We start from the raw sequence: 20,276 nt of genomic DNA, 5'->3' as shown, positions 1-20,276 counted from the left end.
AGCTGCCGGCACCGGCCTTCGGTGCGGGGACCGCGTCGATCAGTGCGATCAGTACGCCGAGTTGACGTTGTCGATCGAACCGTAGCGGTGCGCGGCGTAGTTGGCCGCGGCGGTGATGTTCGCCACCGGGTCGGTGATGTTCTTCGCGGTACCGGCGACGTGGTACGCGTTGAACGTGGGGGAGATCACCTGGAGCAGACCCTTGGACGGAACGCCGTTCTTGGCGTTGATGTCCCAGTTGTTCTGCGCGTTGGGGTTACCACCGGACTCGCGCATGATGTTGCGCTTCAGACCGTCGTAGCTGCCGGGGATGCCCTTGGCCTTCATGATGGCCAGCGACTGCTTGATCCAGCCGTCCAGGTTGTTGCCGGTGCCCGCCTTGCCGGCGGTGGCGGTGTGGGAGGCCTTGACCACAGAGGCGTGCACCTGCGGCATCTCGGCGGCCTGCGCGTTGGCCGGCACCAGGGTCAGGGCCGCGGCCGCGGCTCCCGTGGTGGCGAGGCCGGTGACGGCGAGGCGGGCGATGCGGGTGCGGGTGGTGGCCATGGTCATGCGTGAACTCTTCCTCTGGGGGACAAGGTCGTGCCTGCCGCGAGTCTCGCGGTGGCGGTGGGGCGGTGAGCCCCGCGCTGCGGGTGGGACCGGGCGACTCCGGCGGAGATCCGCTCGGTCCGGCCCGTTGCTTCCCGGCAACGACAGCAATGGTTAGCCGGGGCCGAAGTGCTTGGCAAGGATGTGACGTACTACCTAACTTCGGAGCAATGTCTGCTATGTCCCGATATGGAGATGTCTGGGCAGCTCAGGGCGTTCCCTTTCTACGGCCTGCCCTAGGACGTGATGTGGCTCCTATGGGTGGCGTCACAAGATGGGCCCCCAAAACGGCCCGAAACGGGTCTTATTCGGGCAGGGGGTCGGCGGCCGGGGAAGTCGCGGGGGACGCCTTCGCGGACCGGCCGTGAGGGGACGGTGACGCGGTGTGGGGAAGGCCGAGGCTTCGCCGCGGCATACCCGGCGGCCTCTGGGCTTGACGGAGCCCCCGGCCCAAACTGATGATCTTGCCGGACATCCTGACGATCCCCCTGTCGCTGCCGCGACCCAAGGAGAGGGCACCCCTTCTATGGACACCGCGCCGGACACCGCGCCCACCGCGCCCATCACGCCCACCACGCCCTGGACCATCGCCGTGCTGGGTCCCGGAGGGGTCGGCGGCCTCCTCGCGGCCCTGCTCTCCCGGGCCGGACACCGCGTGATCTGCCTGGCGGGCGAGGACACCGCGCGGACGCTCGCCCGGGACGGCATCCGGGTGTCCAGCCGGCAGCACGGCGACTTCACGGCCCGGGTGGAGGCGGACACCGAGCTTCGCGAGCCCGTGGACCTGTGCCTGGTCACCGTCAAGCACACCGCGCTCGGCGCGGCGCTCGACCGGGTGCCGCCCCGCTTCGCCCGGGGCTTGGTGCTGCCGCTGCTGAACGGCGTCGAGCACGTCGCCGCGCTGCGCGCACGCTATGGCGCCGAACAGGTCGTACCCGCTGTCATCCGGGTCGAGTCCACCCGTACCGCCGCGGGCGTCGTCGAGCACGGCAGCCCCTTCACCGAGATCGACGTGGCCGGCGCGGACGAGGCACGCCTCGCACCGGCCGCCGCCGTGCTGAACGCCGCCGGAGTGAGGACCCGTACGGTCGCGGACGAGAACGCCGCCCTCTGGGCCAAGCTGGCCTTCCTCGCGCCCTTCGCCCTGCTCACGACCCGTTACGGGCTGTCGATCGGCGGCATCCGGGACGAGCACCCCGAGGAACTGGCGGCGCTGGTGGAGGAGACCACCGCGGTGAGCCGGGCCTGCGGGGGGCCGGGTGACGCCGCCCAGGTGCTCGCGCGCTACGAGGCCTTCCCGGCGCGGAGCAAGTCCTCCATGCTGCGGGACGCCGAGGCCGGCCGGGCGCTGGAGCTGGACGCGATCGGCGGCGCCGTGCTGCGGGCGGCCGCGCGGCACGGCATCGATGTGCCGCTCGCCACCCGCCTGGTCGCGGAACTGGCCGACGGCACGACGGCGGCTCCCTCCGTCTGACCGCCCACCCGCGGCGCGGCACGGCTCAGGACGCCTCGTGCTCCCCGGCCGTGCCGCCCCACGCGTCGAGGTGGGCGATCACCGTGTCCGCGAAGGCGTTCGCGGAAGGGGACAGCGCCGACCACTGGCGGGCCGCCCAGCCGACCTTCAGCGGGACCAGTCCGCGCACCGGTATCAGGCGGAGCGGGTCCGGGCGCGAGCTCACCCCGGGGACGGCGGGCACGAGCGCGTGGCCCAGGCCCAGCTCCGCCAGCAGCAGGGCGGTGTCCCAGTCGGTGGCGCCGGTGGGGCCGAGGCCCAGCCGCTCGTCCACCTGCCGCCCGGAACTGGTGCCGGCCGGCGGCCGGATCAGCTGGGTGCGGGAGAGGTCCGCGAGGGACAGGGCGGGCCGCTCGGCGAGGGGATCGTCCCGGTGCACGGCGAGCACCCAGTCCAGGTCGATCACCGGGCGCTGCTCCAGACCGCGGACGTCCGGTGTGATGGTGACCCAGGCCAGTTCCACGAGGCCCTTGCGCAGCGCTTCCAGGCAGCGCTCGCTGGAGCGTTCCGTGTGGAACTCCAGGCGGACGTCGGGAAAGGTGTGCCGGAACTCCTTGACCGAGGCGCCCATGAAATGGCGGATGGTGGTGCTGCCCGTGGCGATCGCCACACTGCCGTGCCGGCCCGTGCGCAGCTCGTCCAGCAGCCGCATGGCGTCGTCGAGCGCGGTGAGCCCCTCCCGCACGGCGCGGTGCAGGATCAGTCCGGCCCCGGTCGGCACCACACCGCGCGGCCGGCGCTCGACCAGCGGCAGACCGGTCTCCTTCTCCAGTCGTCTGATGTGCTGGCTCACCGCGGACTGGGTGCAGTTCATCTCGCGGGCCACCGTGCTGAGGTTGTGCGCCTCGCACACGGCGGCGAACACCTTCAGATCTTCCAGGGTCACCCCGGCATCGTAGGTACTGGATCCAAGGAAACGCTTGGGTTTTCCGGAGAAAACTCCAGGATTGACTGGAGTTCCCGGCCTCTGAGATCTTGGGCGGGCGCGGCGGCAACCTGCCTGTGGCAGTACGAGTCCTGAGCATGCGGGGCCTCGGACGGCTTGTGCCCCGGGCGGGTGCCGACCGTCCAGCGTGCGGAGCCGCCCGGTCCGGGGAGACGATCACCCGTCGCGGACGGCGCCCGCGCGTCCCGCGCCCCGGTCAGCGCGGCCCTGGCCGCTCCTCGGACCAGAGGTCCTCCCGGCTCAGCTCCGAGACCTCGTACTTGCCGAGCGAGCTGAGCAGCATCCGCATCTCCAGCGCCAGGCACTCGACCAGGTTCACCAGACCGCGCTGCGGATCCTCGTCCACGGCCGCGAGCGCGGCCCGGCCGAGGCCCACGGCGCGCGCGCCGAGCGCGAGGCACTTGGTGGCGCGCGCCCCCTCCCAGATCCGCCCGGTGACCAGCAGACAGTGGTCCCGGGGGTCGACCCGGTCGAGGCACTCCGCGAGCGGCAGCCCGACATGGCCGAGGAACGCCTGCGGCGCCCAGCCGGTGCCGCCCTCGGCGCCGTCCACGCCGACCGCGTCCGCCCCGGCCGCCCAAGCGACGGCCGCGGCCTCGCCCACGTCGCGGGCCGGCGGCAGCTTCACCCACACCCGGCAGCGCGGATAGTTGTTCCGCATGAGCCGGATCTGGTTCCGCAGGATCTCGTCGGTGAAGGTGCCCGGACTGCTGCACCGCAGCACCGCGTCGCTGTCGGCGCCGAAGACGTCCATGAGGTCGTACTGCGCGGAGAGCGCCGTGGCCTTCTCCCGCGGTACGAGCGTCATGCCGCCCAGGCCGGGCTTGGCGCCCTGGCCCACCTTCAACTCGAAGGCCAGACGGCCCGATTCGAGCAGCGGCTGCACCGAGGGGTCGCTGTAGACGAGGTTCCAGACCTCGGCGTCGGCGTCCTCGGTGCTCTGCTGGACGACGACACCGCCCTGTCCGTCGGGGACGGCCGCGGCGTACTCCGTGATCCTTTGCAGCAGCGAGCTGGGGGCCGTCCGCTCCATCCGGCCGTAACCGGCGACGGGGACGATGTTCTCGCCAATGACCATAGGGATGCCCAGCCGGCCCGCCTGGCGTGCTACGGCCTGGCCGAGGTCGCCGCTGGCGACCCGGGTCGAGCCGAACGCGGAGACGTAGACCGGCAGCGGAGAGCTGAACCCCCCTATGGTGGCGGTGAGTTCGGCGTCCCCCACTACCGGCTCGCGGCCCAGGTCGATCAGCCGCTCCAGCCGCCGGGGCACGAAGACCGGGGGCACCAGCCGGGTCCGGTCGATCGTGTCCGGGGGAGTGTCCGGCTCCGGGGGCTGCTGCCCGAACATGGTCGTCCCGTAGCCGGCCGCGTCGGGGAACGCCATCGCGGTGCCGCGCCGGGCGCGTTCCGCCACCCGCTGCCGGGGGTATCCCGGGGCGTGCAGATCGGTCATGGCCGCGGGTCCCCCGGGAGCTTCGGGTAGCCCGACGCCTGCCAGGCCGCGTCCAGGCCGCACAGGAACCGGGTGAAGCGCTCCACGCCGAGGCCGAAACCGGCGCTGGACGGGAGCCCCTCGCGGGCGAGCGTCAAGTACCAGTCATACTTCGCGGGGTTCTCACCGGTTTCCCGGATGCGCATGACGAGGTTGCGATAGTCGGATTCGCGTTCGCTTCCGCTCATCATCTCGCCGAAGCCGCCCGGGAAGACGAGGTCGAAGTTGCGCAGCACCCCCGGCTCCGTCGCGCTCTCCTTGTCGTAGAAGCCGCGGGAGCCCTTGGGGTAGTCGGTGATGAAGAAGGGGTGGGTGGCGGCCCGGGAGATGATCTCCTCGCCCTCCCAGTCGACCTCCGCGCCGGCCTCCTGCGCGTGTCCGCGGGCCCGGAGGTCCGCGACGACCTCGGCGTGGGCGCGCCTGCCGTAGGGGCCGGCGAGGATCTGCTTGAAGACCTCCAAGTCACGTCCGAGCAGCGCCAGTTCAGACTGGGCGTGTACGAGGACGTACTCCACCACGTACTTCGTCAGCCGCTCGGCGATGTCCAGGGCGTCCTCGCGGGAGCCCTCGCCGATCTCCACGTCGAGCTGGTGGAACTCCACCAGGTGGCGGTGGGTGACCGCGGTCTCCAGCGGTTCGAGCCGCACGTTCGGGGCCACATGGAAGATCTTGTCGAAGCTGAGAAGGGAAGCCTGCTTGTACAGGATCCCGCTGGTCATCAGCTTGTAGCGGTGCCCGTAATAGTCGATGTCGACCTGCTTGGCACCGCGGGCGCCGGGGTCGGTGACCGGTCCGATCGTGGGCGGCAGCAGCTCCTGGAAGCCCTCGCCGACCAGGAACTCGCGGGCACCGGCGAGGAACTTGCTCTGCACGGCCAAGGTGGCGCGGGTCCTGTCCGACGTCAGGTGGGCGCGTGGGGTGGGCAGTTGGACCCTACCCGTCTCCTGGGACAACCTCGTAACCTTTCATGTCCGTCGGTCGCGTCGGCCGGCCGATCCGGGGCGAATCATTCCGCTCACCTCGGGCTGGACCAACGTTGAGAAATCATTTGCCTTTGCTCTGACCTATTTCGTAAGCGAACGCAAGCCAGCCGCAAACTTTGCGTGTGAGATGAAGCACAGTCCGATCGGTCGTCCGTCGCCCCCGAAGTGAAAGGCGGCGGTTTACTCTCAACGCAAGCGGCGTCGTGATCTTGACGTAACGTCAGGAGACGTGTCAAGGTCGGAAGCAACTCTGGGGCATCGTGGACGGTGCCGTAAACTCCATTCCTGCGGGGGTATGGCAGTGCGAGAAGCGGCTTCTTTGTAATCTTGCACCGTGGCATGAGTTGAGTTTCACAGTTCCTCATTTTTCTCCTTGTTTGGCTGTCGGCTGTCACGACCGAGTCTTTCCAGGTGGGTAGCTATGAACGATCTGAAGTTGCACTGGTGTTCGCCATTGGACAGTGGCCAGCAGAAAGCCACGGACAAGTACCAGGCGGGTGAACTCGACTTTGACGGGATAGTTGATTTCGCCCGTGAGGCGGATGAACTCGGGGTTGATTCCCTGCTCATGGGAATCAGTTACCACATGCCCGATCCCCTTCCGATGATCGGTGCTCTCGTCCGGGAAACCGAACGGGTCAAGTTCATCCTCGCCTACCGTCCTGGACTGGTTTCCCCGACGCTCTTCACCCAGATCGTGAACACCGTCTCCTGGATGTCCGACGGGCGTATCGCGCTGAATCTCGTGGCCGGAATATCGCCCGCCGAACAGGCTTTTTACGGAGACTTTCTCGCGCATGACCAGCGGTACGCCAGATCCGAGGAGTTCCTCGACGTCTGCCACCGTTTCTGGCGCGGTGAGACGCCCCTGACCCACAAGGGCGAGCACTACACCATCGAGGAGGCGCAGCTCGGCCTCGGCTACAAGGGCGGCGGTCGCCCGCACATCTACATCAGCGGCGCCTCCGCGGTCGCCCAGAAGACCGCCGTCAAGTACGCGGACTGCTGGCTGCGTTACGGCGACACCCCGGAGGGCATCGCGGCCGTCACCGGGCCGCTGCTGTCCCAGGGCTGCGAGGTCGGCATCCGGATGCACGTCCTCGCCCGGGAGACCCGCGCCGAGGCGCTGGCCGCGGTCGAGGACATGATGCGCGACCCCGACGAGCAACACCGCGCCTGGGTGAGCGACTTCGTCGGCAAGTCCGACTCCGAGGCCGTCAAGACGTCCTTCCGGCTCGCCGACACGGCCCGCGACGACTGGCTGTCGCCCATGCTGTGGTCCGGCGCCGTCGCCTACCGGGGCGGCCCGGCGCTGTGCGTCGTCGGCAGCTACGCGGAGGTCGCGGAGTACCTCTTCGCCTACAAGGCCGCGGGCGTCAGCGAGTTCATCTTCTCCGGCTGGCCGACGCGCGACGAGATGCGGATCTTCTACACGCATGTCGCCCCGCTGATCCGCGAGCACGAGCGGAACGCGGCGGCGGGTTCGTGATCCTCCGACCCCGTTCCGGCCGCGGCCTGTTCGGCGTTGGCGTGCTGCTCGGCCTGATGGCCGAGCAGGTCGTGATGTTCGCGGTGCCGCTGCTGCTCTTCCAGGACACCAAGCAGGTCTCCACCCTCGGCTTCGCGTTCGCGCTGGAGTGGCTGCCCGGCCTGATCGCCTACCCCTTCGCCGGTCTCATCGCCGACCGGGACGGCGGCGCCCGGCTGTTCTCCGTCGTGACCGGCTCCCGCGCCCTGGTGCTCGCCGTGGTCGTGGCGGTCCTGCTGACCCGGCCCGGCTGGACCACGCCCGCCCTGATGACCAGCGGCGCGGTCCTCTCGGTGCTGGTCGCGCCGACCCGGATGTCCGTCGAGAAGATGGTGCCCCAGCTGGCGGCGGGCGAGGCCATGGCGCGCACCCAGGCGCTGGTGCAGAACATGGAACTGCTCGCGATGGCCCTCGGCCCGGCGCTCGCGACGCTCGCCGCCGCGCTGATCGGCAAGGTGTGGCTGCTGGCCGTGGCCGCCTCCGTGTTCGCCCTCGCCGCCGCCTGCTGGCTGCCGCTGCCCCGCGGCGAGCGGCCGGCCGAACCGGCCACCGCGCGGGGCACCATGCGCGAACTGGGCCTGGGCTGGAAGCTGATGGCCGGCAACCGCCCCGTCCTGCTGCTCGGCATCCTCAACTTCGGCATCAACCTCGTGGTCGCCTCGGTGCTCAGCGCCAACGCGGCGCTGGTGACCGGTGTCTTCGCCGCGCCCGACTGGTCGTTCGCGCTGCTCAACACCTGCGTCGGCGTCGTCGGACTGGTCAACCTGCTGCTGATCCCGCTCGTCCTCAAGCGGTTCGAGGTCCCGCTGCTCGGCGCGCTCGGCTTCGCGGTGCTGTGCGCCGCGCTGCTGCTGATCGGCATCGCCGGCTCGTTCCCGGTCTACGCCGTGCTGTTCGTCGCGGTGCTCACGGGGACGGCGTACTACAACGTCTTCAACCGCACCCAGCGGGTGAAGGTGATCCCCAAGGAGCACCTCGGGAAGGTGATGGGGCCCTTCTACCTGCTCAACCTGCTGTCCTATCCCATCGCGGGACTGCTGGTCGGCAGCGTCGGGGCGACGTACGGGCCGCAGCGGCTCGTGGGCGTGCTCGCCGTCCTGCTCAGCGCCTTCGGCGCCGTCCTCCTGCCCCTGACCATGCGCAGCTTCCGCCGGACGCTCACGGACCGTGAACGACTTCCCGTAGGAGTGCAGTCTTGAGTACGTCCTTCCGGTGCATCGTGAGCACCGTCGAGTCCGATTCCCACATCTGGAACCTGGTCTATCTGCAGAAGCTCCTGGAGGAGCACGGCGGCCTGGTACGCAACCTCGGCAGCTGCACCCCCGTGGCCCAGGTGCTGCGCGGCATCGAGGAGCACCGCCCCGACCTGCTCGTGGTCTCCAGCATCAACGGGCACGGCCACCACGGCGCCCGGGTGCTGATGACCGAGCTCCGGATCCGGGGCGTCGAACTGCCCTGTGTCGTGGGCGGAAAGCTGACCACCTCGGAGTCGGACAACGACCGGGTGCGCGGCGATCTGATCGCCCAGGGCTGGACGGACGTGTTCACCGGCGAGGAAGCCGTGCCCCGCTTCCGGGACTTCCTCCACCGCGGCAAGCAGCACGGCTTCGCCGCCTGGCAGCCGCCGTCCGCCCCCGTACCGCCGTGGGACAACCCGGAACTCGTGATCGCAGGAGCAGTCTGAATGCACATCGTCATCGTCAACCGCTGGCCGCGCTTCTCCGACGGCGTGCGCTGGGACAACGAACTCACGCGCTACGAGGAGTTCATCGACCACGACGCCCACCGGGTCAGCTACGTGGTGGACCCGCTCGGAGCCCAGGGCGTGCTCGCCGATCCCGCGAAGATCGCCGCCCAGGTCCAGGTCGAGGACGTCAACGACTTCGAGGCGCTGCGCGACGCGGTCGCCGAGATCATCCGCCGGGTCGGCCCGGTGGACCAGCTCGTCGCGCTGTCCGAGTTCACCCTGGAGATCGCCGCGCGGGTCCGCCGGGACCTCGGCATCCCCGGTCCGACCCCGGACGAGGTGGCGGTCTACCGCGACAAGGTGCGGATGAAGGAGATCCTCGCCCTCAAGGGCGTCCGGATCCCGCGCTTCGACAGCTGCGAGGCCCCGGAGTCCGCCGTCGAGTTCGCGCGGTCCGCCGGCTACCCGGTGATCCTCAAGCCGGTCGACGGCGCCGCGAGCATCGGCGTGCACCGCGTCGAGGACGAGCGGCAGCTCACCGCGCTGCTGCCCACCCTGGACCTGTCCCGGTACGAGATCGAGGAATTCGTCACCGGGCGCATCTTCCACATCGACGGCTACGCGGACGACAACGCGGAGATCCCCTTCCAGGTCGTCTCCCGCTACGTGAACGACTGCCTGGCCTTCGGGCTCGGTGCCCCGCTCGGCTCGGTCGTGGTCCAGAACAGTGAACTGCGGGACCGCATCGAGGCGTTCAGCCGGGAGTGCGTCCTGGCCCTCGGTATCCGCACCACCCCCTTCCACCTGGAGGTCTTCGTCACGCCCGCCGACGAACTCGTGTTCCTGGAGATCGGCGGCCGGGTGGGCGGCAGCGAGGTGCCGCACCTGCTGAACAAGCTCTTCGGGGTCAACCTCTTCGAGGTCTGGCTGCGTGCCGTGGGCGGCGAGTCCACCACCGGGATCACCACCAAGTCCGGTGACCCGTCCGGTGGCTGGCTGTGCGTGCCGAAGCCGGCGGAGCTGCCCGCACGCGTCACCAAGGCCGTCTCCCCGCGCCCGAACGTGCCCTCGATCTGGCGCGAACTGCTCCCGCCGGTCGGCGAGGTGCTCCAGCCGGGCGGCTCCTACGACGCCCTGCACAGCGGCCGCTTCATCCTCCTGGACGACGACGAGGCCCAGGTGGAGGCCGACATCCACCGCATCATCGACACCTTCGAATTCGAGGCCACGCGGATATGAACCAGCACACGGGGGAACCCGCGAACGAGCGGTACCCGACGCTGCACGCCCAGCTGACCGGTTTCCTCAGCGACGTGGAGCTCGACGGCGTGAAGGCGACCGGGGAGCGGCTCGTGGAGGCCGCTGGCGGCATCGACGCGCTGCCCGACTACAAGGTCATGGTGGCCTACGGCGGCGGCAAGGACAGCACGTACGTCGTCGCGTTCGTGCGCGCGGTGCAGCTGCACCTCGCGCTGAACTTCGGCCGCACCTTCACGCTGCGCGTCGCCAACATGCGGCACGCCGGCGTGCCCCGGGCCGTCATGGAGAACATCGACCGCGTCTACCGGGCGCTCGGCCTGCTCGACGACGACCGGGCGGAGCTGCTCACCGTCGACCACACGCTGGTCCGCCCCTTCCACGTCGACCTGCCGCTGCCCGAGCACCTGGTCGCCATCAACCGCGTCGACGTCCTGATGAACGGCCACCGCGCCGCCGGCGACGGCCGGCCGACCTTCTGCAACAGCTGCAACCTGGCCGTCGCCGACTTCTACGGCCGCGCCGCCTGGTTCGACGGCGGTGTCGACGTGGTGATGACCGGCGACTCCCGGCGCGAGCAACTCCTCTACTCCGCCTGGATCATGCGGCTGGCCAAGGCCTCCGGCGTGGATGTGCAGGAGTGCCGCACGATGGGCTTCAGGGGCATCCTGCTGGCCCTGCGCGGCATCGGCGACACCTACTTCCGCGAGCTGTTCGGCGACGACAGCGAGAGCGAACTCGCCGAACGCGAGGTGTCGACCGGCGACCGCTCGATGCAGCCCCAGTTCATCTCGGTCTACGACCTGGTGAGTTACCGGGTGCACGACCACTGGGACCTCATCGTGGACTTCCTCGGGTTCCAGTTCGACGAACTCGCCTTCAGCTTCAGCGAGTCCGACTGCGCCAACCCCGGACTGATGGCCCATCTGCGTGCACTGCGGGCCGAGTTCGTGCAGGGCCGGACGTACGACGAGGGTCTGGCCGAGTACCTGGAGCTGGCCGAGGAGCTGATGCACAAGAAGGAGATGCCGCAGAACCTCGTCGACCTGGCGCTCGGCCGCTACGACACCGCCGCGAAGCGGGCCCACCGGCGGCGGCTCGCGGACGAGTTCGCGCAGGAGGCGTTCGGACTGTCCGAAGAGGCGCTCGTGGCCATGGTGTTCTCCCCGTTCACCGACCGCGGCGAGCGGCTGGCGGCCTTCCTCGAACGCTGCCACCCCGCCAGGGCGGCCGAGGCGGACCGCATCCACGCGGTGCTCGGCACGGACGGTGCGGCGGACGACGAGACCGCGGCCTGGCTCCAGGACGTCTCCGGCCTCGGCCTCACCCACCTGCGCACCCTCTACGCGAGCGGCCTGGTCGACTTCGGCACCCCGGGGACGATCATCTCCCGCGTCCGGGCCGGCGACCCGCACAAGTACCACGTGGCCACCGTCGACCCGGTCGGCGGAGCCCCCGCCACCGAACTTATCTCAGGGCGGTGAGCGGCCACCTCGACCGGTTCGTGGCCGGCCGCCGGGCCGACCGCACCCTGGTCGTGCAGCCCCGCATGGGCTTCGGCAGGATCGGCGCGATGGCGGCCGGGCTGCGCGAGGTGGCCGCCCTGGACTTCCCCGTGGTCGGGACGATCACCATCGACAGCTACACCCGGGTCGGCGACCACACCACGCCGCTGGAGCGGCTGGCCGCGGACGAGGAGCTGAACGGCTATCCGCTCGTCTCCCACCCCGCGGCCGCCACCCGGCACATGCTGGCCGGCCTGCACAACCCGGAGTTCCCCGTGCAGGTCCGGCACGGCACCGCGCTGCCGCTGGCCGTCTTCCGCCGGCTGGTCGAGGTCGGTCTGGACGCGACCGAGGGCGGTCCCGTCTCCTACTGCCTGCCCTACAGCAGGCTTCCGCTCGCGGACGCGGTGCGCGCCTGGTCGGAGAGCTGCCTGCTGCTGGCGGGGGAGACCGAGCACGGGCACATCGAGAGCTTCGGCGGCTGCCTGCTCGGCCAGCTCTGCCCGCCGTCGCTCCTGGTGGCGACGGCGGTGCTGGAGGGCTGCTTCTTCCATGCCCACGGGCTGCGCCACATGTCCTTCAGCTACGCGCAGGGCACCCTCGCGGCGCAGGACCGCGGGGCGCTGCGGGCGCTGCGCACCCTCGCGTCCGAGCTGCTGGGGGACGTCACCTGGCACGTGGTCCTGTACACGTACATGGGCCTGTTCCCGCGCACCCCGGCGGGCGCCGGCGCGCTCATCGAGGACAGCGCCCGGCTCGCCCGGGACGCGGGCTGCGAGCGGCTGATCGTCAAGACGGTCTCCGAGGCGTGGCAGATCCCGAGCGTCTCGGAGAACCTGTCCGCGCTGCGGCTCGCCGCGGCCGCCGCGCGGGGACCGGCGAGCCCCCGGACCGCCGAGGAGGACGCGTACTACGAGGAGACGCTCGCCGAGGCACGGGCCGTCGTGGAGGCGGTGCTGAACCTCCACACGGACATCGGCACCGCGCTGACCGAGGCGTTCCGGCTCGGACTGCTCGACATCCCCTACTGCCTCCACCCCGACAACAGATCGGCGGCGACCTGCGTCATCGACGAACGCGGCGCGCTGGCCTGGGGGTCCACCGGAAACCTGCCCTTGAACACCCCCACCTCCCGCACGGCCGGCCGGCTCTCCTCCGACGACCTCTACGGGATGCTCGACCACGTGGCGGAGCGCTACGACAGCGCGCCGTCCGAGCCCAGATTGGTTCCCCGCCCATGACTGTCCCGCAACACCCCGCGGACCGGCCCGCCCTGGTCCTGGTCGACGCGTTCTCCACCGGGGCGATGCTGGCCCGGGAGGCGTCCGGGACCCACCGGGTCCTGCACGTGCGCTCCCGAGACCTGGCGTCCGGCACCTTCGGCGCGAGCCTGCCGGGCGAACTCCTCGCCGAGGACCTCACCTACCCCGGCCACGAGACCGAGGTGCTGGCCCATCTGAGGGCCCGGCGGCCCGTGGGCGTCGTCGCCGCGAGCGAGTTCGGCGTCGAGGTGGCCGACGAACTGGCCCACCGGCTCGGGCTGCGCGGCAACGACCCCGTGCTGTCCGCCGCCCGCCGGGACAAGTCCCTGATGATGGACGCCCTCTGTCGGGCGGGCGTGCCCACGGCCCGGCAGTGCCGCTCCGGCGACGCCGCCGAACTCCTCGACTGGTGGCGCCGCCGTCCGGACATCGCGCGCCTGGTGGTCAAGCCGCTGGACAGCGCCGGTTCCGACGACGTCTACACCTGCGACAGCGAGCAGGAGGTCCGGGACGCCTGCCGGGCCGTCCTCGGCAAGACCAACATCATGCTCCGGGTGAACGAGGAGGTGCTCGCCCAGGAGTACCTCGCCGGGGACGAGTACATCGTCAACACCGTGAGCCGCGACGGCGCCCACTGGTTCACCGACGCCTGGATCAGCCGCAAGCAGGTACGGGAGGGCGGCCGCAGGATCTACGAGGCGGAGGACCTGCTGACGCCGGACGACCCGGTGCTCGACGTCGTCCTGCCGTACGTCGCACGGGCGCTGGACGCCCTCGGCATCACCGACGGCCCCGCGCACAGCGAGCTGATCCTCACCGCGCGGGGCCCGTTGCTCCTGGAGACCGGGGCGCGCGTCTCGGGACTGGCCAACCCCGCCGCGCTCGACCTGTGCACCGGCGCCAACCAGGTGAGCCTCACCCTCGACTGCCACACGGGCGACGGCGCCTCGCTCGCCGCGCGCCCGGCCCGCTACCCGGTGCTCCGGCGGGCGCGCTGCGTCAATCTCATGGCGCGTCGTGCCGTACCGCTGCCGCTCGCGGCCATCACGTCCGCCCTGGAGCGGGTCCCCGCCTTCGAGAGCGTCCGGTTCCGGATCGCCGAGGGCGCGCCCACCCGGCCGACCGTGGATCTCAACTCCTCGCCCGGCGCCGTGTTCCTGGTGCATCCCGACCCCGCCGAGATCGAGAACGCGCACAAGGTGATCCGCGAGCTCGAGCACGAACTGCTCTGAACCCGAAAGCATGGTGAGATCCACATGTCCCTAGACAGCGAGCGGTTCCGCAAGATCTTCGGCTCCTTCCCCACGGCCGTCGCCATCGTCACGGCGCTGGACGAGCGGGGCGGGCCGCGCGGCTTCACCTGCAACGCGGTCTGCTCGGTCTCCGCCGCGACGCCGAGGCTCCTGGTCGGGGTCGGCAAGAGTTCCCAGACGTTCCCGGCGCTGGCCTCCTCGGGCGCCTTCGTGGTCAACTTCCTCGCCGAGTCCGGTCAGGAGGCGTCCCGCACCTTCGCGGGCAAGGGGCCGGACAAGTTCGCGGGCCTGGCCTGGGAACCCTCCGTGCACGCCGGGGGCGCGCCGGTCCTGACCGACATCGCGCTCGCCTACGCCGAGTGCCGCACCGTGCAGACCGTGGACGCCGGGGACCACTGGCTGCTGATCGCCGACGTCCACGGGGGAGACGCGTACGACCGGGAGCCGCTGCTGTACTGCCGCGGGTCGTACAGCACCTGGCCGGCCACGGCGGGAAGTCACTGACCGGTGGCGGCGGTTCGCACGGAGGCCCGGCCGTCCGCCGGGCCTGCGCCGCGTGGCCCGGCCGTCTCGCGGGTTCCGCCGCGCCGCCCCCCCTTGAGGGGGTGCGCGGGGGGAGTGGTCGGCGCTTCGCGCAGTCCATTCTGGATATGAATCGGGCGGCGAGTGACTGTCAAATGGTCAAAATGGAGCAGAAGTAAGGCAAATGCCAGGTGCAACCGGCGGCGAACAGTGTGTAGTTTGCCAACTGATTCAACGGACGCCCCTTCCCCAGACGCCCGTCACCCGCCCGTCACCCGCCTGTCAGACGCCCAGACGTATCCGAGATCCCCGAGGTCCCCATCCATGATCGAGATACCGGAGCTGGCCTTCGGAGGCCTGGCCGCCGGGACGGTGTCGGCACTAGCTCTGGGCAGCGGCCTGTGGCGCTCCCGACGTGAACGCGCCCGGCTGCGGCAGGAGATGACCGGCCTGCGCCACCAGGCCGAGCGGTCCGCGCGGGCCGGCGCCGAGGAGGCCGAGCGCATCCGTCAGGCGTTCACCGCGGAGCTGGAGCACCTCGCCGCCCGGCGGATGCCGGCCGAGGCGTCCCGAACCGCGCACCCGCACGTACCGGTGCCCGGCCCGGTCGGTCCCGAGGGCGCCGCGACCGAGCCGGTGCTGGAGGCTCTGCGCACCGCGGTCCTCCAGGAGCGCAAGCGGGTCGACGCCGCCGCCCGCGCCGGCATGCGCGGCACCACCCGGGAGATCCAGGCGAGTCTCTACCGCCTCCAGGACATCCTGCACGGACTCCAGCAGCGCTACGACGAGCCGGAGCTGGCCCAGGACCTCTACAGCCTGGACCACGAGAACGAGCAGTCGCTGCGCCGCGCCCAGGTCGCCGCGGTGGTGTGCGGGGCCTGGGTGGGCCTCGCCCGCGAGGAGTCGCACCTCGTCGACGCCGTCACCGGCGGCCAGGCCCGGCTGTCCGGCTACCGGCGGGTCAAGCTCCACAACCACCTCGATCCCGGCACCGCGCTGGTCTCGCACGCGGTGGAACCCGTCGCGATCATCGCCGCCGAACTCCTCGACAACGCGCTGCGGCACTCCTCCCCGGACACCTCGGTCGTGGTCAACCTCGAACACGTCCACAACGGTGTCGCCGTGACCGTCGACGACGCGGGTGTCGGCATGGCACCCGACGAACGGGCCGCCGCGCAGCGGGTCGTCGCGGGCACCGACCCGATCATGTTCTCCGACCTGGGCGATCCGCCCCGGATGGGTCTCGCCGCGATCGGCCAGCTGACCCGGCAGTTCGACCTCTCGGTGGACCTGTCCACGCCGTCCCCGTACGGAGGCGTACGAGCGGTCCTGCTGGTCGACAAGCACCTGCTGAGCCATGTCGACCCGGCGCTGCGCCCCGCCGCCGCGAGCACCTCGCCCTCCACCCGCACCGGGGAGGTGCCCAGGCCGGAACCGCTGGCCGAGCACGCCGGGCACACCCACGCGCCCGCCCCGCAGCCCGTCGCCGGCGGATCGCGGGAAGCGGACACGCACCAGCCGGTCTCCGGCACCACCGAGCCGGTCTCCGGCACCACCGAGCCGGTCTCCGGCACCACCGAGCCGGCCCCCGGCCCCGCCCGGCCCGAGCCCGCCGCCGGCGAACTGCCCCGCCGTCGCCGCCGTCAGGTCTCGCCGGACCAGGCGGCGATGATCCGTCCGAGCGCGGCCGAGGCCGCCGCCCCCGCCCGCTCGCCCGAGGAGACCGCAGCGGCCCTCGGCGCCCTGCAGTCGGCGACCGCCGCTGCCCGTGATGCAGCTCGACCCGAAGGGACCCCTCCCCGATGACCAACCGCGACACCGGTGACACGGCGTGGGTTCTCGACCCGATCCTCGAAGTCCCGCATGTGAAGGCCGCCGTCCTGCTCACCAGGGACGGGCTGATCTCCGGCTTCTCGGAGGCGCTCACCCAGGACTCGGCCGAGCGGGTCGCCGCGATCACCTCCACCGTCCAGGGCGCCTGCCGGACCGCCGCCGCCGCGTTCGCGGACATGCCGGCCGCCCAGCTGAGGCAGGTCGTGATCGAGTCCGACCACGGCTACATCCTGGTCGCCCCGACCGACCACGGCACCTGCGTCGCCGCGTACGGCGACCCCGAGGTCCGGCTCGACCTGCTCGGCCACCGCGTGCACTCCCAGGTGGCACGGCTCGGCGAGAAGGCGATGGCCGCGGCACCCCGCGCGGCCGAGGGCGGCGCTTTGCTGTGAGGAGCCACCGGTCCGGCCGTCCGCTGGTGCCCGCCTACCTCTCCACCTCGGGGGTGGCACGGCCCAGCCGTAACAGCCTGGAGCGCCTGTCGGTGCTCACCTCCACCGCCGGGCCGGTCTTCGGCGACCTGCCCGCGGCCCAGCACGCGCTGCTCCAGTCGCTGGAGGGCGGCTCCCTGACCGTCGTGGAGGCGGCGGCGCTGCTGCGGCTCCCGGTCTCCGCCGTCAGGGTCCTCGCCGCAGCCCTGATCGACCAGGGGCTGGTGACGGCCCGCCCGCCCGTCCCGCCCGCCGCCCAGCCCGACCACGATCTGCTGAAGAGAGTCGCCGATGGCCTCCGCGCCCTCAAGCTCTGAACCCGCCCCGGCCGAGAGCCGGGTCGCCGACCCCGGTGTCCGGGCCGGGGAACTCCACCTCCCCGCCGCGGCGCGGGAGTTGGTGAAGATCGTCGTCGTCGGCCCGTTCGGCGTCGGCAAGACCACCCTGATCGACTCGGTGTCCGAGATCCGCCCCCTGCACACCGAGGAACACCTCACGCAGGCGTCCACCACCGTCGACGACCTCGACGGCGTGCGGGACAAGAAGACCACCACCGTGGCCATCGACTTCGGCCGGATCACCCTCGGCGGGGAGACCGTTCTCTACCTGTTCGGCACTCCCGGGCAGGAGCGCTTCCGCGCGCTGTGGGCCGACATCGCCTACGGGGCCCTCGGCGCGCTCGTCCTCGTCGACAGCCGCCGCCTCGACGCCTCCTTCGACGTGCTCGGCCTGGTCGAGGAGTCGGGACTGACGTACGCGGTCGCCGTCAACACCTTCCCGGACTCCCACCATTATCCCGAGGAACAGCTGCGGGAGTCCCTGGACCTGGCTCCGGACACCCCGTTGGTGGAGTGCGACGCCCGGGACCGCAACTCCTCCGTCGACGCGCTCCTCGCCCTCGTGGAGCACCTGATCGACCTGAACGCCCGCGCGGTGGCCGGGGAGGTGCGCTCATGACGGCCTACCCCGCCCCCTCGGAGTCCTTCGGCCGTTCCACCCCCGTCCGGCTGTGGGAGGACGGGTTCGCCGTCGACCCGCGCCGCTACTACGAGGCGCTGCGCGCCCAGGGCCCGGTCGGCTGGGCCGAACTCGCGCCGGGTGTACCGGCTTACGTCGTCACCGACCGCCGGGCCGCGCTCGACATGCTGCACGACGACGCGACATGGTCCCGCGACCCGCGGCCCTGGCAGGCGACGGTCCCCGAGGACCTGCCGATCCTCGGCATGATGCGCTGGCGGCCCAACACCCTCTTCTCCGACGGCGCCGAGCACATCCGCTACCGCACCGCCCTGCTCCAGGCCTTCGACCTGGTCGAGCCGCACGATCTGCGCGAACGCGTGCTGCGCGCCGTGCACATCCTGGTCTCCCGGTTCGGCCCGCGCGGCGAGGCGGACCTGGTGAACGACTTCGCCCGCCCGCTGATGACGCTGGTCTTCAACAGCCTCTTCGGCTTCCCCGAGGGCGAGGCCGACCGCCTCAACGACGCGCTGGGCGCGCTGATGGAGGGCGGCGAGGCGTCCGTCCAGGGCGAGGCCGAGTACGGCAGGTACGTCATGGACCTGATCGGCGCCAAGACGGCCGAGCGCGGTGACGACCTCACCAGCCGGCTGCTCGACCACCCGCTGGGCCTCACCACCGAGGAGGTCACCTGGCAGGTCTTCCTCACCCTCGGAGCGGGCCACGAGCCGTCCACCAACCTGGTGAGCAACGCCCTCTCCCGCATCCTCGGCAACCCGGCGTACTACTCCACCCTCACCAGCGGTTCGCGCACCGTGCGGGACGCGGTCCTGGAAGTGCTCCGCTACGAGACCCCGCTCACCAACTACGGGGTCCTCTACGCCCGCAAGTCGCTCAGCTTCCACGGCGCGTGGGTCCGGGCCGCGGTGCCCGTCGTCGTGTCGTACGGGGCGCTCGCGCTGTTCGCGGACGAGGAGCACGGCGGGGCGCACCACCCGCGGGACGCCTCCCATCTGTCGTTCGGCGCGGGCCCGCACACCTGCCCGGTCAAGCACGAGGGGCTGCTGATCGCCACGGAGGCCATCGAACGGCTCACCCAGTGGCTGCCCGACATGGAGCCCACCGTGTCCCGCGACCGGCTCGCCTGGCGGCCGGGCCCCTTCCACCGCTCCCTCGTCTCGCTGCCGGTCCGGTTCACCCCCTGCACGCCCGACCGTCCCGCCGGCCTCTCGGCCGGTCCCGCGCCCTCCCAGACTGGAGCCCGAGCATGACCACTACGCCCGCCCGCGTGCCCATCGACCCGTTCGGGTCCGACATCGTCGCGGAGAGCGCGCGGCTGCGCGGCCTGGGACCGGTCGTCCCGGTGGAACTGCCCGGCGGGATCCCGGCCTGGGCGCCCACCGGTTACGACACCCTGCGCACCCTGATCCTCGACCCCCAGGTCAGCAAGGACCCGCGCAAGCACTGGCGGCTGTGGCCCGAGGTCGGTGAACACCCGGAGTGGGGCTGGGTGCTGGGCTGGATCGGCGTGGTCAACATGCTCTCCACCTACGGCGCCGACCACACCCGGCTGCGCCGCCTGGTCGCGCCCGGCTTCACCGCCCGGCGCACCGAGGCGCTGCGCGGCCGGGTCGACTCCGTCGCGGCGCGACTCCTGGACCGGATGGCGGAGTCGGGGGCGGGCGGGGCCGTCGTCGATCTCAAGGAGGCGTTCGCGCAGCCGCTGCCGATGCAGATCATCTGCGAGCTGTTCGGCGTGCCCGACCACCTCCGGCAGGGCGTCGGCGACCTGGTCGCGGCGATCATGGACACCACCGACCAGAGCCCCGAGCACGCGGCGTCTGTACAGCAGCAGATCGGCACGGTGATCCCCGCGCAGATCGCGTACCGCGCCGAGAACCCGGGTGACGACCTCACCACCGAGCTGATCCGGGTCCGCGACGAGGAGGGCGACCGGCTCAGCGCCGAGGAGCTGGTGTTCACCCTGCTGCTGGTGATCGGCGCCGGGTTCGAGACGACGGTGAACCTGATCGCCAACGCGGTGGTCGAGCTGCTGACCCACCCCGAGCAGCTCGCCGCGGTGCGCTCCGGGGAACTCGACTGGGACCAGGTCATCGACGAGGTGCTGCGCGTGCGGCCCTCCATCGCCTCCCTGCCGCTGCGGTTCGCGGTCAGCGACGTCACCGTGGACGGCGTCACCATCCCCGCGGGCGACGCGATCCTCACCACCTTCGGCGCGGCCGGCTCGGACCCCGCGCACTACGGGGAGACCGCCGAGGCGTTCGACGCCGCGCGCGCCGCCGACGACCACCTCTCCTTCGGTATCGGCGTGCACCGCTGCATCGGCGCCCCACTGGCCCGTATGGAGGCCCGCACCGCCCTGTCCGCCCTCTTCGACCGCTTCCCCCGCCTGGCCCCCGCCTTCACGGCCGGTGAGCTGAAGCAGGTCCCGTCCTTCATCGCCTACGGCTGGCAGACGGTCCCGGTACGACTGGACGGCTGACGCACCTGCGGAT

At 71.4% G+C, this 20,276-nt stretch carries 19 protein-coding genes; 15 read left to right on the top strand and 4 right to left on the bottom strand.

The annotated features are described in order from the left end of the window. Window positions 1-48: 48 nt before the first annotated feature. Entirely contained in the window at window positions 49-552 is a 504-nt protein-coding gene (locus tag VT52_RS17335) for a transglycosylase SLT domain-containing protein (protein WP_046427044.1), read from the bottom strand. 565 nt (window positions 553-1,117) lie between these two features. Between VT52_RS17335 and VT52_RS17330 the strand changes: the two genes are divergently transcribed. Then, window positions 1,118-2,065: a ketopantoate reductase family protein gene (locus VT52_RS17330; protein ID WP_046427045.1), complete on the top strand. Its 948-nt coding sequence runs from the start codon at window positions 1,118-1,120 to the stop codon at window positions 2,063-2,065. Window positions 2,066-2,090: 25 nt separating this feature from the next. Here VT52_RS17330 and VT52_RS17325 read toward each other — a convergent pair whose 3' ends face one another. The 3 genes from VT52_RS17325 to VT52_RS17315 form a co-directional block, all read right to left on the bottom strand. After that, entirely contained in the window at window positions 2,091-2,990 is a 900-nt protein-coding gene (locus VT52_RS17325; protein WP_046427047.1) for a LysR family transcriptional regulator, read from the bottom strand. A 256-nt stretch (window positions 2,991-3,246) separates the two neighbouring features. Continuing rightward, entirely contained in the window at window positions 3,247-4,503 is a 1,257-nt protein-coding gene (locus tag VT52_RS17320) for a glutamate synthase-related protein (RefSeq protein WP_046427049.1), read from the bottom strand. Further along, on the bottom strand, window positions 4,500-5,414 hold the full coding sequence (locus VT52_RS17315) for an asparagine synthetase A (RefSeq protein ID WP_240509788.1): 915 nt from the start codon (window positions 5,412-5,414) through the stop codon (window positions 4,500-4,502). The genes VT52_RS17320 and VT52_RS17315 overlap by 4 nt, the downstream gene beginning before the upstream one ends. 532 nt (window positions 5,415-5,946) lie before the next feature. Between VT52_RS17315 and VT52_RS17310 the strand changes: the two genes are divergently transcribed. The 14 genes from VT52_RS17310 (at window position 5,947) to VT52_RS17245 (ending at window position 20,263) form a co-directional block, all read left to right on the top strand. Next, window positions 5,947-7,014 carry an LLM class flavin-dependent oxidoreductase gene (locus VT52_RS17310; protein WP_046427053.1) on the top strand — a complete coding sequence of 356 codons (1,068 nt, stop codon included), beginning with the start codon at window positions 5,947-5,949 and terminating at the stop codon, window positions 7,012-7,014. After that, window positions 7,011-8,252: an MFS transporter gene (locus tag VT52_RS17305; RefSeq protein ID WP_240509783.1), complete on the top strand. Its 1,242-nt coding sequence runs from the start codon at window positions 7,011-7,013 to the stop codon at window positions 8,250-8,252. Before VT52_RS17310 ends, VT52_RS17305 begins: the two co-directional genes overlap by 4 nt. Next, window positions 8,249-8,737 (top strand): cobalamin-dependent protein, encoded by a 489-nt coding sequence (locus VT52_RS17300; RefSeq protein ID WP_046427054.1) that lies wholly within the window; start codon window positions 8,249-8,251, stop codon window positions 8,735-8,737. Before VT52_RS17305 ends, VT52_RS17300 begins: the two co-directional genes overlap by 4 nt. Beyond that, window positions 8,738-9,979: an ATP-grasp domain-containing protein gene (locus tag VT52_RS17295; protein ID WP_046427056.1), complete on the top strand. Its 1,242-nt coding sequence runs from the start codon at window positions 8,738-8,740 to the stop codon at window positions 9,977-9,979. After that, window positions 9,976-11,481 carry a hypothetical protein gene (locus VT52_RS17290; protein WP_046427058.1) on the top strand — a complete coding sequence of 502 codons (1,506 nt, stop codon included), beginning with the start codon at window positions 9,976-9,978 and terminating at the stop codon, window positions 11,479-11,481. The genes VT52_RS17295 and VT52_RS17290 overlap by 4 nt, the downstream gene beginning before the upstream one ends. Continuing rightward, the gene (locus VT52_RS17285) at window positions 11,478-12,743 is read left to right on the top strand and encodes a methylaspartate mutase (RefSeq protein WP_046427060.1); all 1,266 of its coding nucleotides are present in this window, start codon (window positions 11,478-11,480) and stop codon (window positions 12,741-12,743) included. Before VT52_RS17290 ends, VT52_RS17285 begins: the two co-directional genes overlap by 4 nt. Next, window positions 12,740-13,996, top strand: coding sequence for an ATP-grasp domain-containing protein (locus VT52_RS17280; protein ID WP_046427062.1), 1,257 nt, complete (start codon window positions 12,740-12,742; stop codon window positions 13,994-13,996). The genes VT52_RS17285 and VT52_RS17280 overlap by 4 nt, the downstream gene beginning before the upstream one ends. A gap of 24 nt (window positions 13,997-14,020) precedes the next feature. After that, window positions 14,021-14,521: a flavin reductase family protein gene (locus VT52_RS17275; protein WP_046427064.1), complete on the top strand. Its 501-nt coding sequence runs from the start codon at window positions 14,021-14,023 to the stop codon at window positions 14,519-14,521. 342 nt (window positions 14,522-14,863) lie between these two features. Continuing rightward, a complete protein-coding gene (locus tag VT52_RS17270; protein ID WP_046427066.1) occupies window positions 14,864-16,345 on the top strand; it encodes an ATP-binding protein in 1,482 nt (493 codons plus the stop codon). Beyond that, on the top strand, window positions 16,342-16,764 hold the full coding sequence (locus tag VT52_RS17265) for a roadblock/LC7 domain-containing protein (protein WP_046427068.1): 423 nt from the start codon (window positions 16,342-16,344) through the stop codon (window positions 16,762-16,764). Before VT52_RS17270 ends, VT52_RS17265 begins: the two co-directional genes overlap by 4 nt. Further along, entirely contained in the window at window positions 16,761-17,120 is a 360-nt protein-coding gene (locus VT52_RS17260; protein WP_046427070.1) for a DUF742 domain-containing protein, read from the top strand. Before VT52_RS17265 ends, VT52_RS17260 begins: the two co-directional genes overlap by 4 nt. Further along, a complete protein-coding gene (locus VT52_RS17255; RefSeq protein WP_046427071.1) occupies window positions 17,095-17,760 on the top strand; it encodes a GTP-binding protein in 666 nt (221 codons plus the stop codon). The genes VT52_RS17260 and VT52_RS17255 overlap by 26 nt, the downstream gene beginning before the upstream one ends. Beyond that, the gene (locus VT52_RS17250) at window positions 17,757-19,031 is read left to right on the top strand and encodes a cytochrome P450 family protein (RefSeq protein ID WP_046427074.1); all 1,275 of its coding nucleotides are present in this window, start codon (window positions 17,757-17,759) and stop codon (window positions 19,029-19,031) included. The genes VT52_RS17255 and VT52_RS17250 overlap by 4 nt, the downstream gene beginning before the upstream one ends. Beyond that, window positions 19,028-20,263: a cytochrome P450 family protein gene (locus VT52_RS17245; RefSeq protein WP_046427076.1), complete on the top strand. Its 1,236-nt coding sequence runs from the start codon at window positions 19,028-19,030 to the stop codon at window positions 20,261-20,263. The genes VT52_RS17250 and VT52_RS17245 overlap by 4 nt, the downstream gene beginning before the upstream one ends. Window positions 20,264-20,276 lie beyond the last annotated feature (13 nt).

It is taken from the genome of Streptomyces malaysiense (genome assembly GCF_000980885.2).
In the GTDB taxonomy this organism is placed as follows: Bacteria; Actinomycetota; Actinomycetes; order Streptomycetales; family Streptomycetaceae; genus Streptomyces; species Streptomyces malaysiense.
This window is presented reverse-complemented; position numbering and strand designations above follow the sequence as displayed.

Excerpts from the sequence above, each read along its gene's own strand:
- VT52_RS17290 (WP_046427058.1), top strand. The coding sequence starts at position 9,976 with ATGAACCAGCACACGGGGGAACCCGCGAACGAGCGGTACCCGACGCTG.
- VT52_RS17270 (WP_046427066.1), top strand. The coding sequence starts at position 14,864 with ATGATCGAGATACCGGAGCTGGCCTTCGGAGGCCTGGCCGCCGGGACG.
- VT52_RS17335 (WP_046427044.1), bottom strand. The coding sequence starts at position 552 with ATGACCATGGCCACCACCCGCACCCGCATCGCCCGCCTCGCCGTCACC.
- VT52_RS17255 (WP_046427071.1), top strand. The coding sequence starts at position 17,095 with ATGGCCTCCGCGCCCTCAAGCTCTGAACCCGCCCCGGCCGAGAGCCGG.
- VT52_RS17320 (WP_046427049.1), bottom strand. The coding sequence starts at position 4,503 with ATGACCGATCTGCACGCCCCGGGATACCCCCGGCAGCGGGTGGCGGAA.
- VT52_RS17295 (WP_046427056.1), top strand. The coding sequence starts at position 8,738 with ATGCACATCGTCATCGTCAACCGCTGGCCGCGCTTCTCCGACGGCGTG.
- VT52_RS17250 (WP_046427074.1), top strand. The coding sequence starts at position 17,757 with ATGACGGCCTACCCCGCCCCCTCGGAGTCCTTCGGCCGTTCCACCCCC.
- VT52_RS17310 (WP_046427053.1), top strand. The coding sequence starts at position 5,947 with ATGAACGATCTGAAGTTGCACTGGTGTTCGCCATTGGACAGTGGCCAG.
- VT52_RS17265 (WP_046427068.1), top strand. The coding sequence starts at position 16,342 with ATGACCAACCGCGACACCGGTGACACGGCGTGGGTTCTCGACCCGATC.
- VT52_RS17280 (WP_046427062.1), top strand. The coding sequence starts at position 12,740 with ATGACTGTCCCGCAACACCCCGCGGACCGGCCCGCCCTGGTCCTGGTC.
- VT52_RS17330 (WP_046427045.1), top strand. The coding sequence starts at position 1,118 with ATGGACACCGCGCCGGACACCGCGCCCACCGCGCCCATCACGCCCACC.
- VT52_RS17245 (WP_046427076.1), top strand. The coding sequence starts at position 19,028 with ATGACCACTACGCCCGCCCGCGTGCCCATCGACCCGTTCGGGTCCGAC.
- VT52_RS17275 (WP_046427064.1), top strand. The coding sequence starts at position 14,021 with ATGTCCCTAGACAGCGAGCGGTTCCGCAAGATCTTCGGCTCCTTCCCC.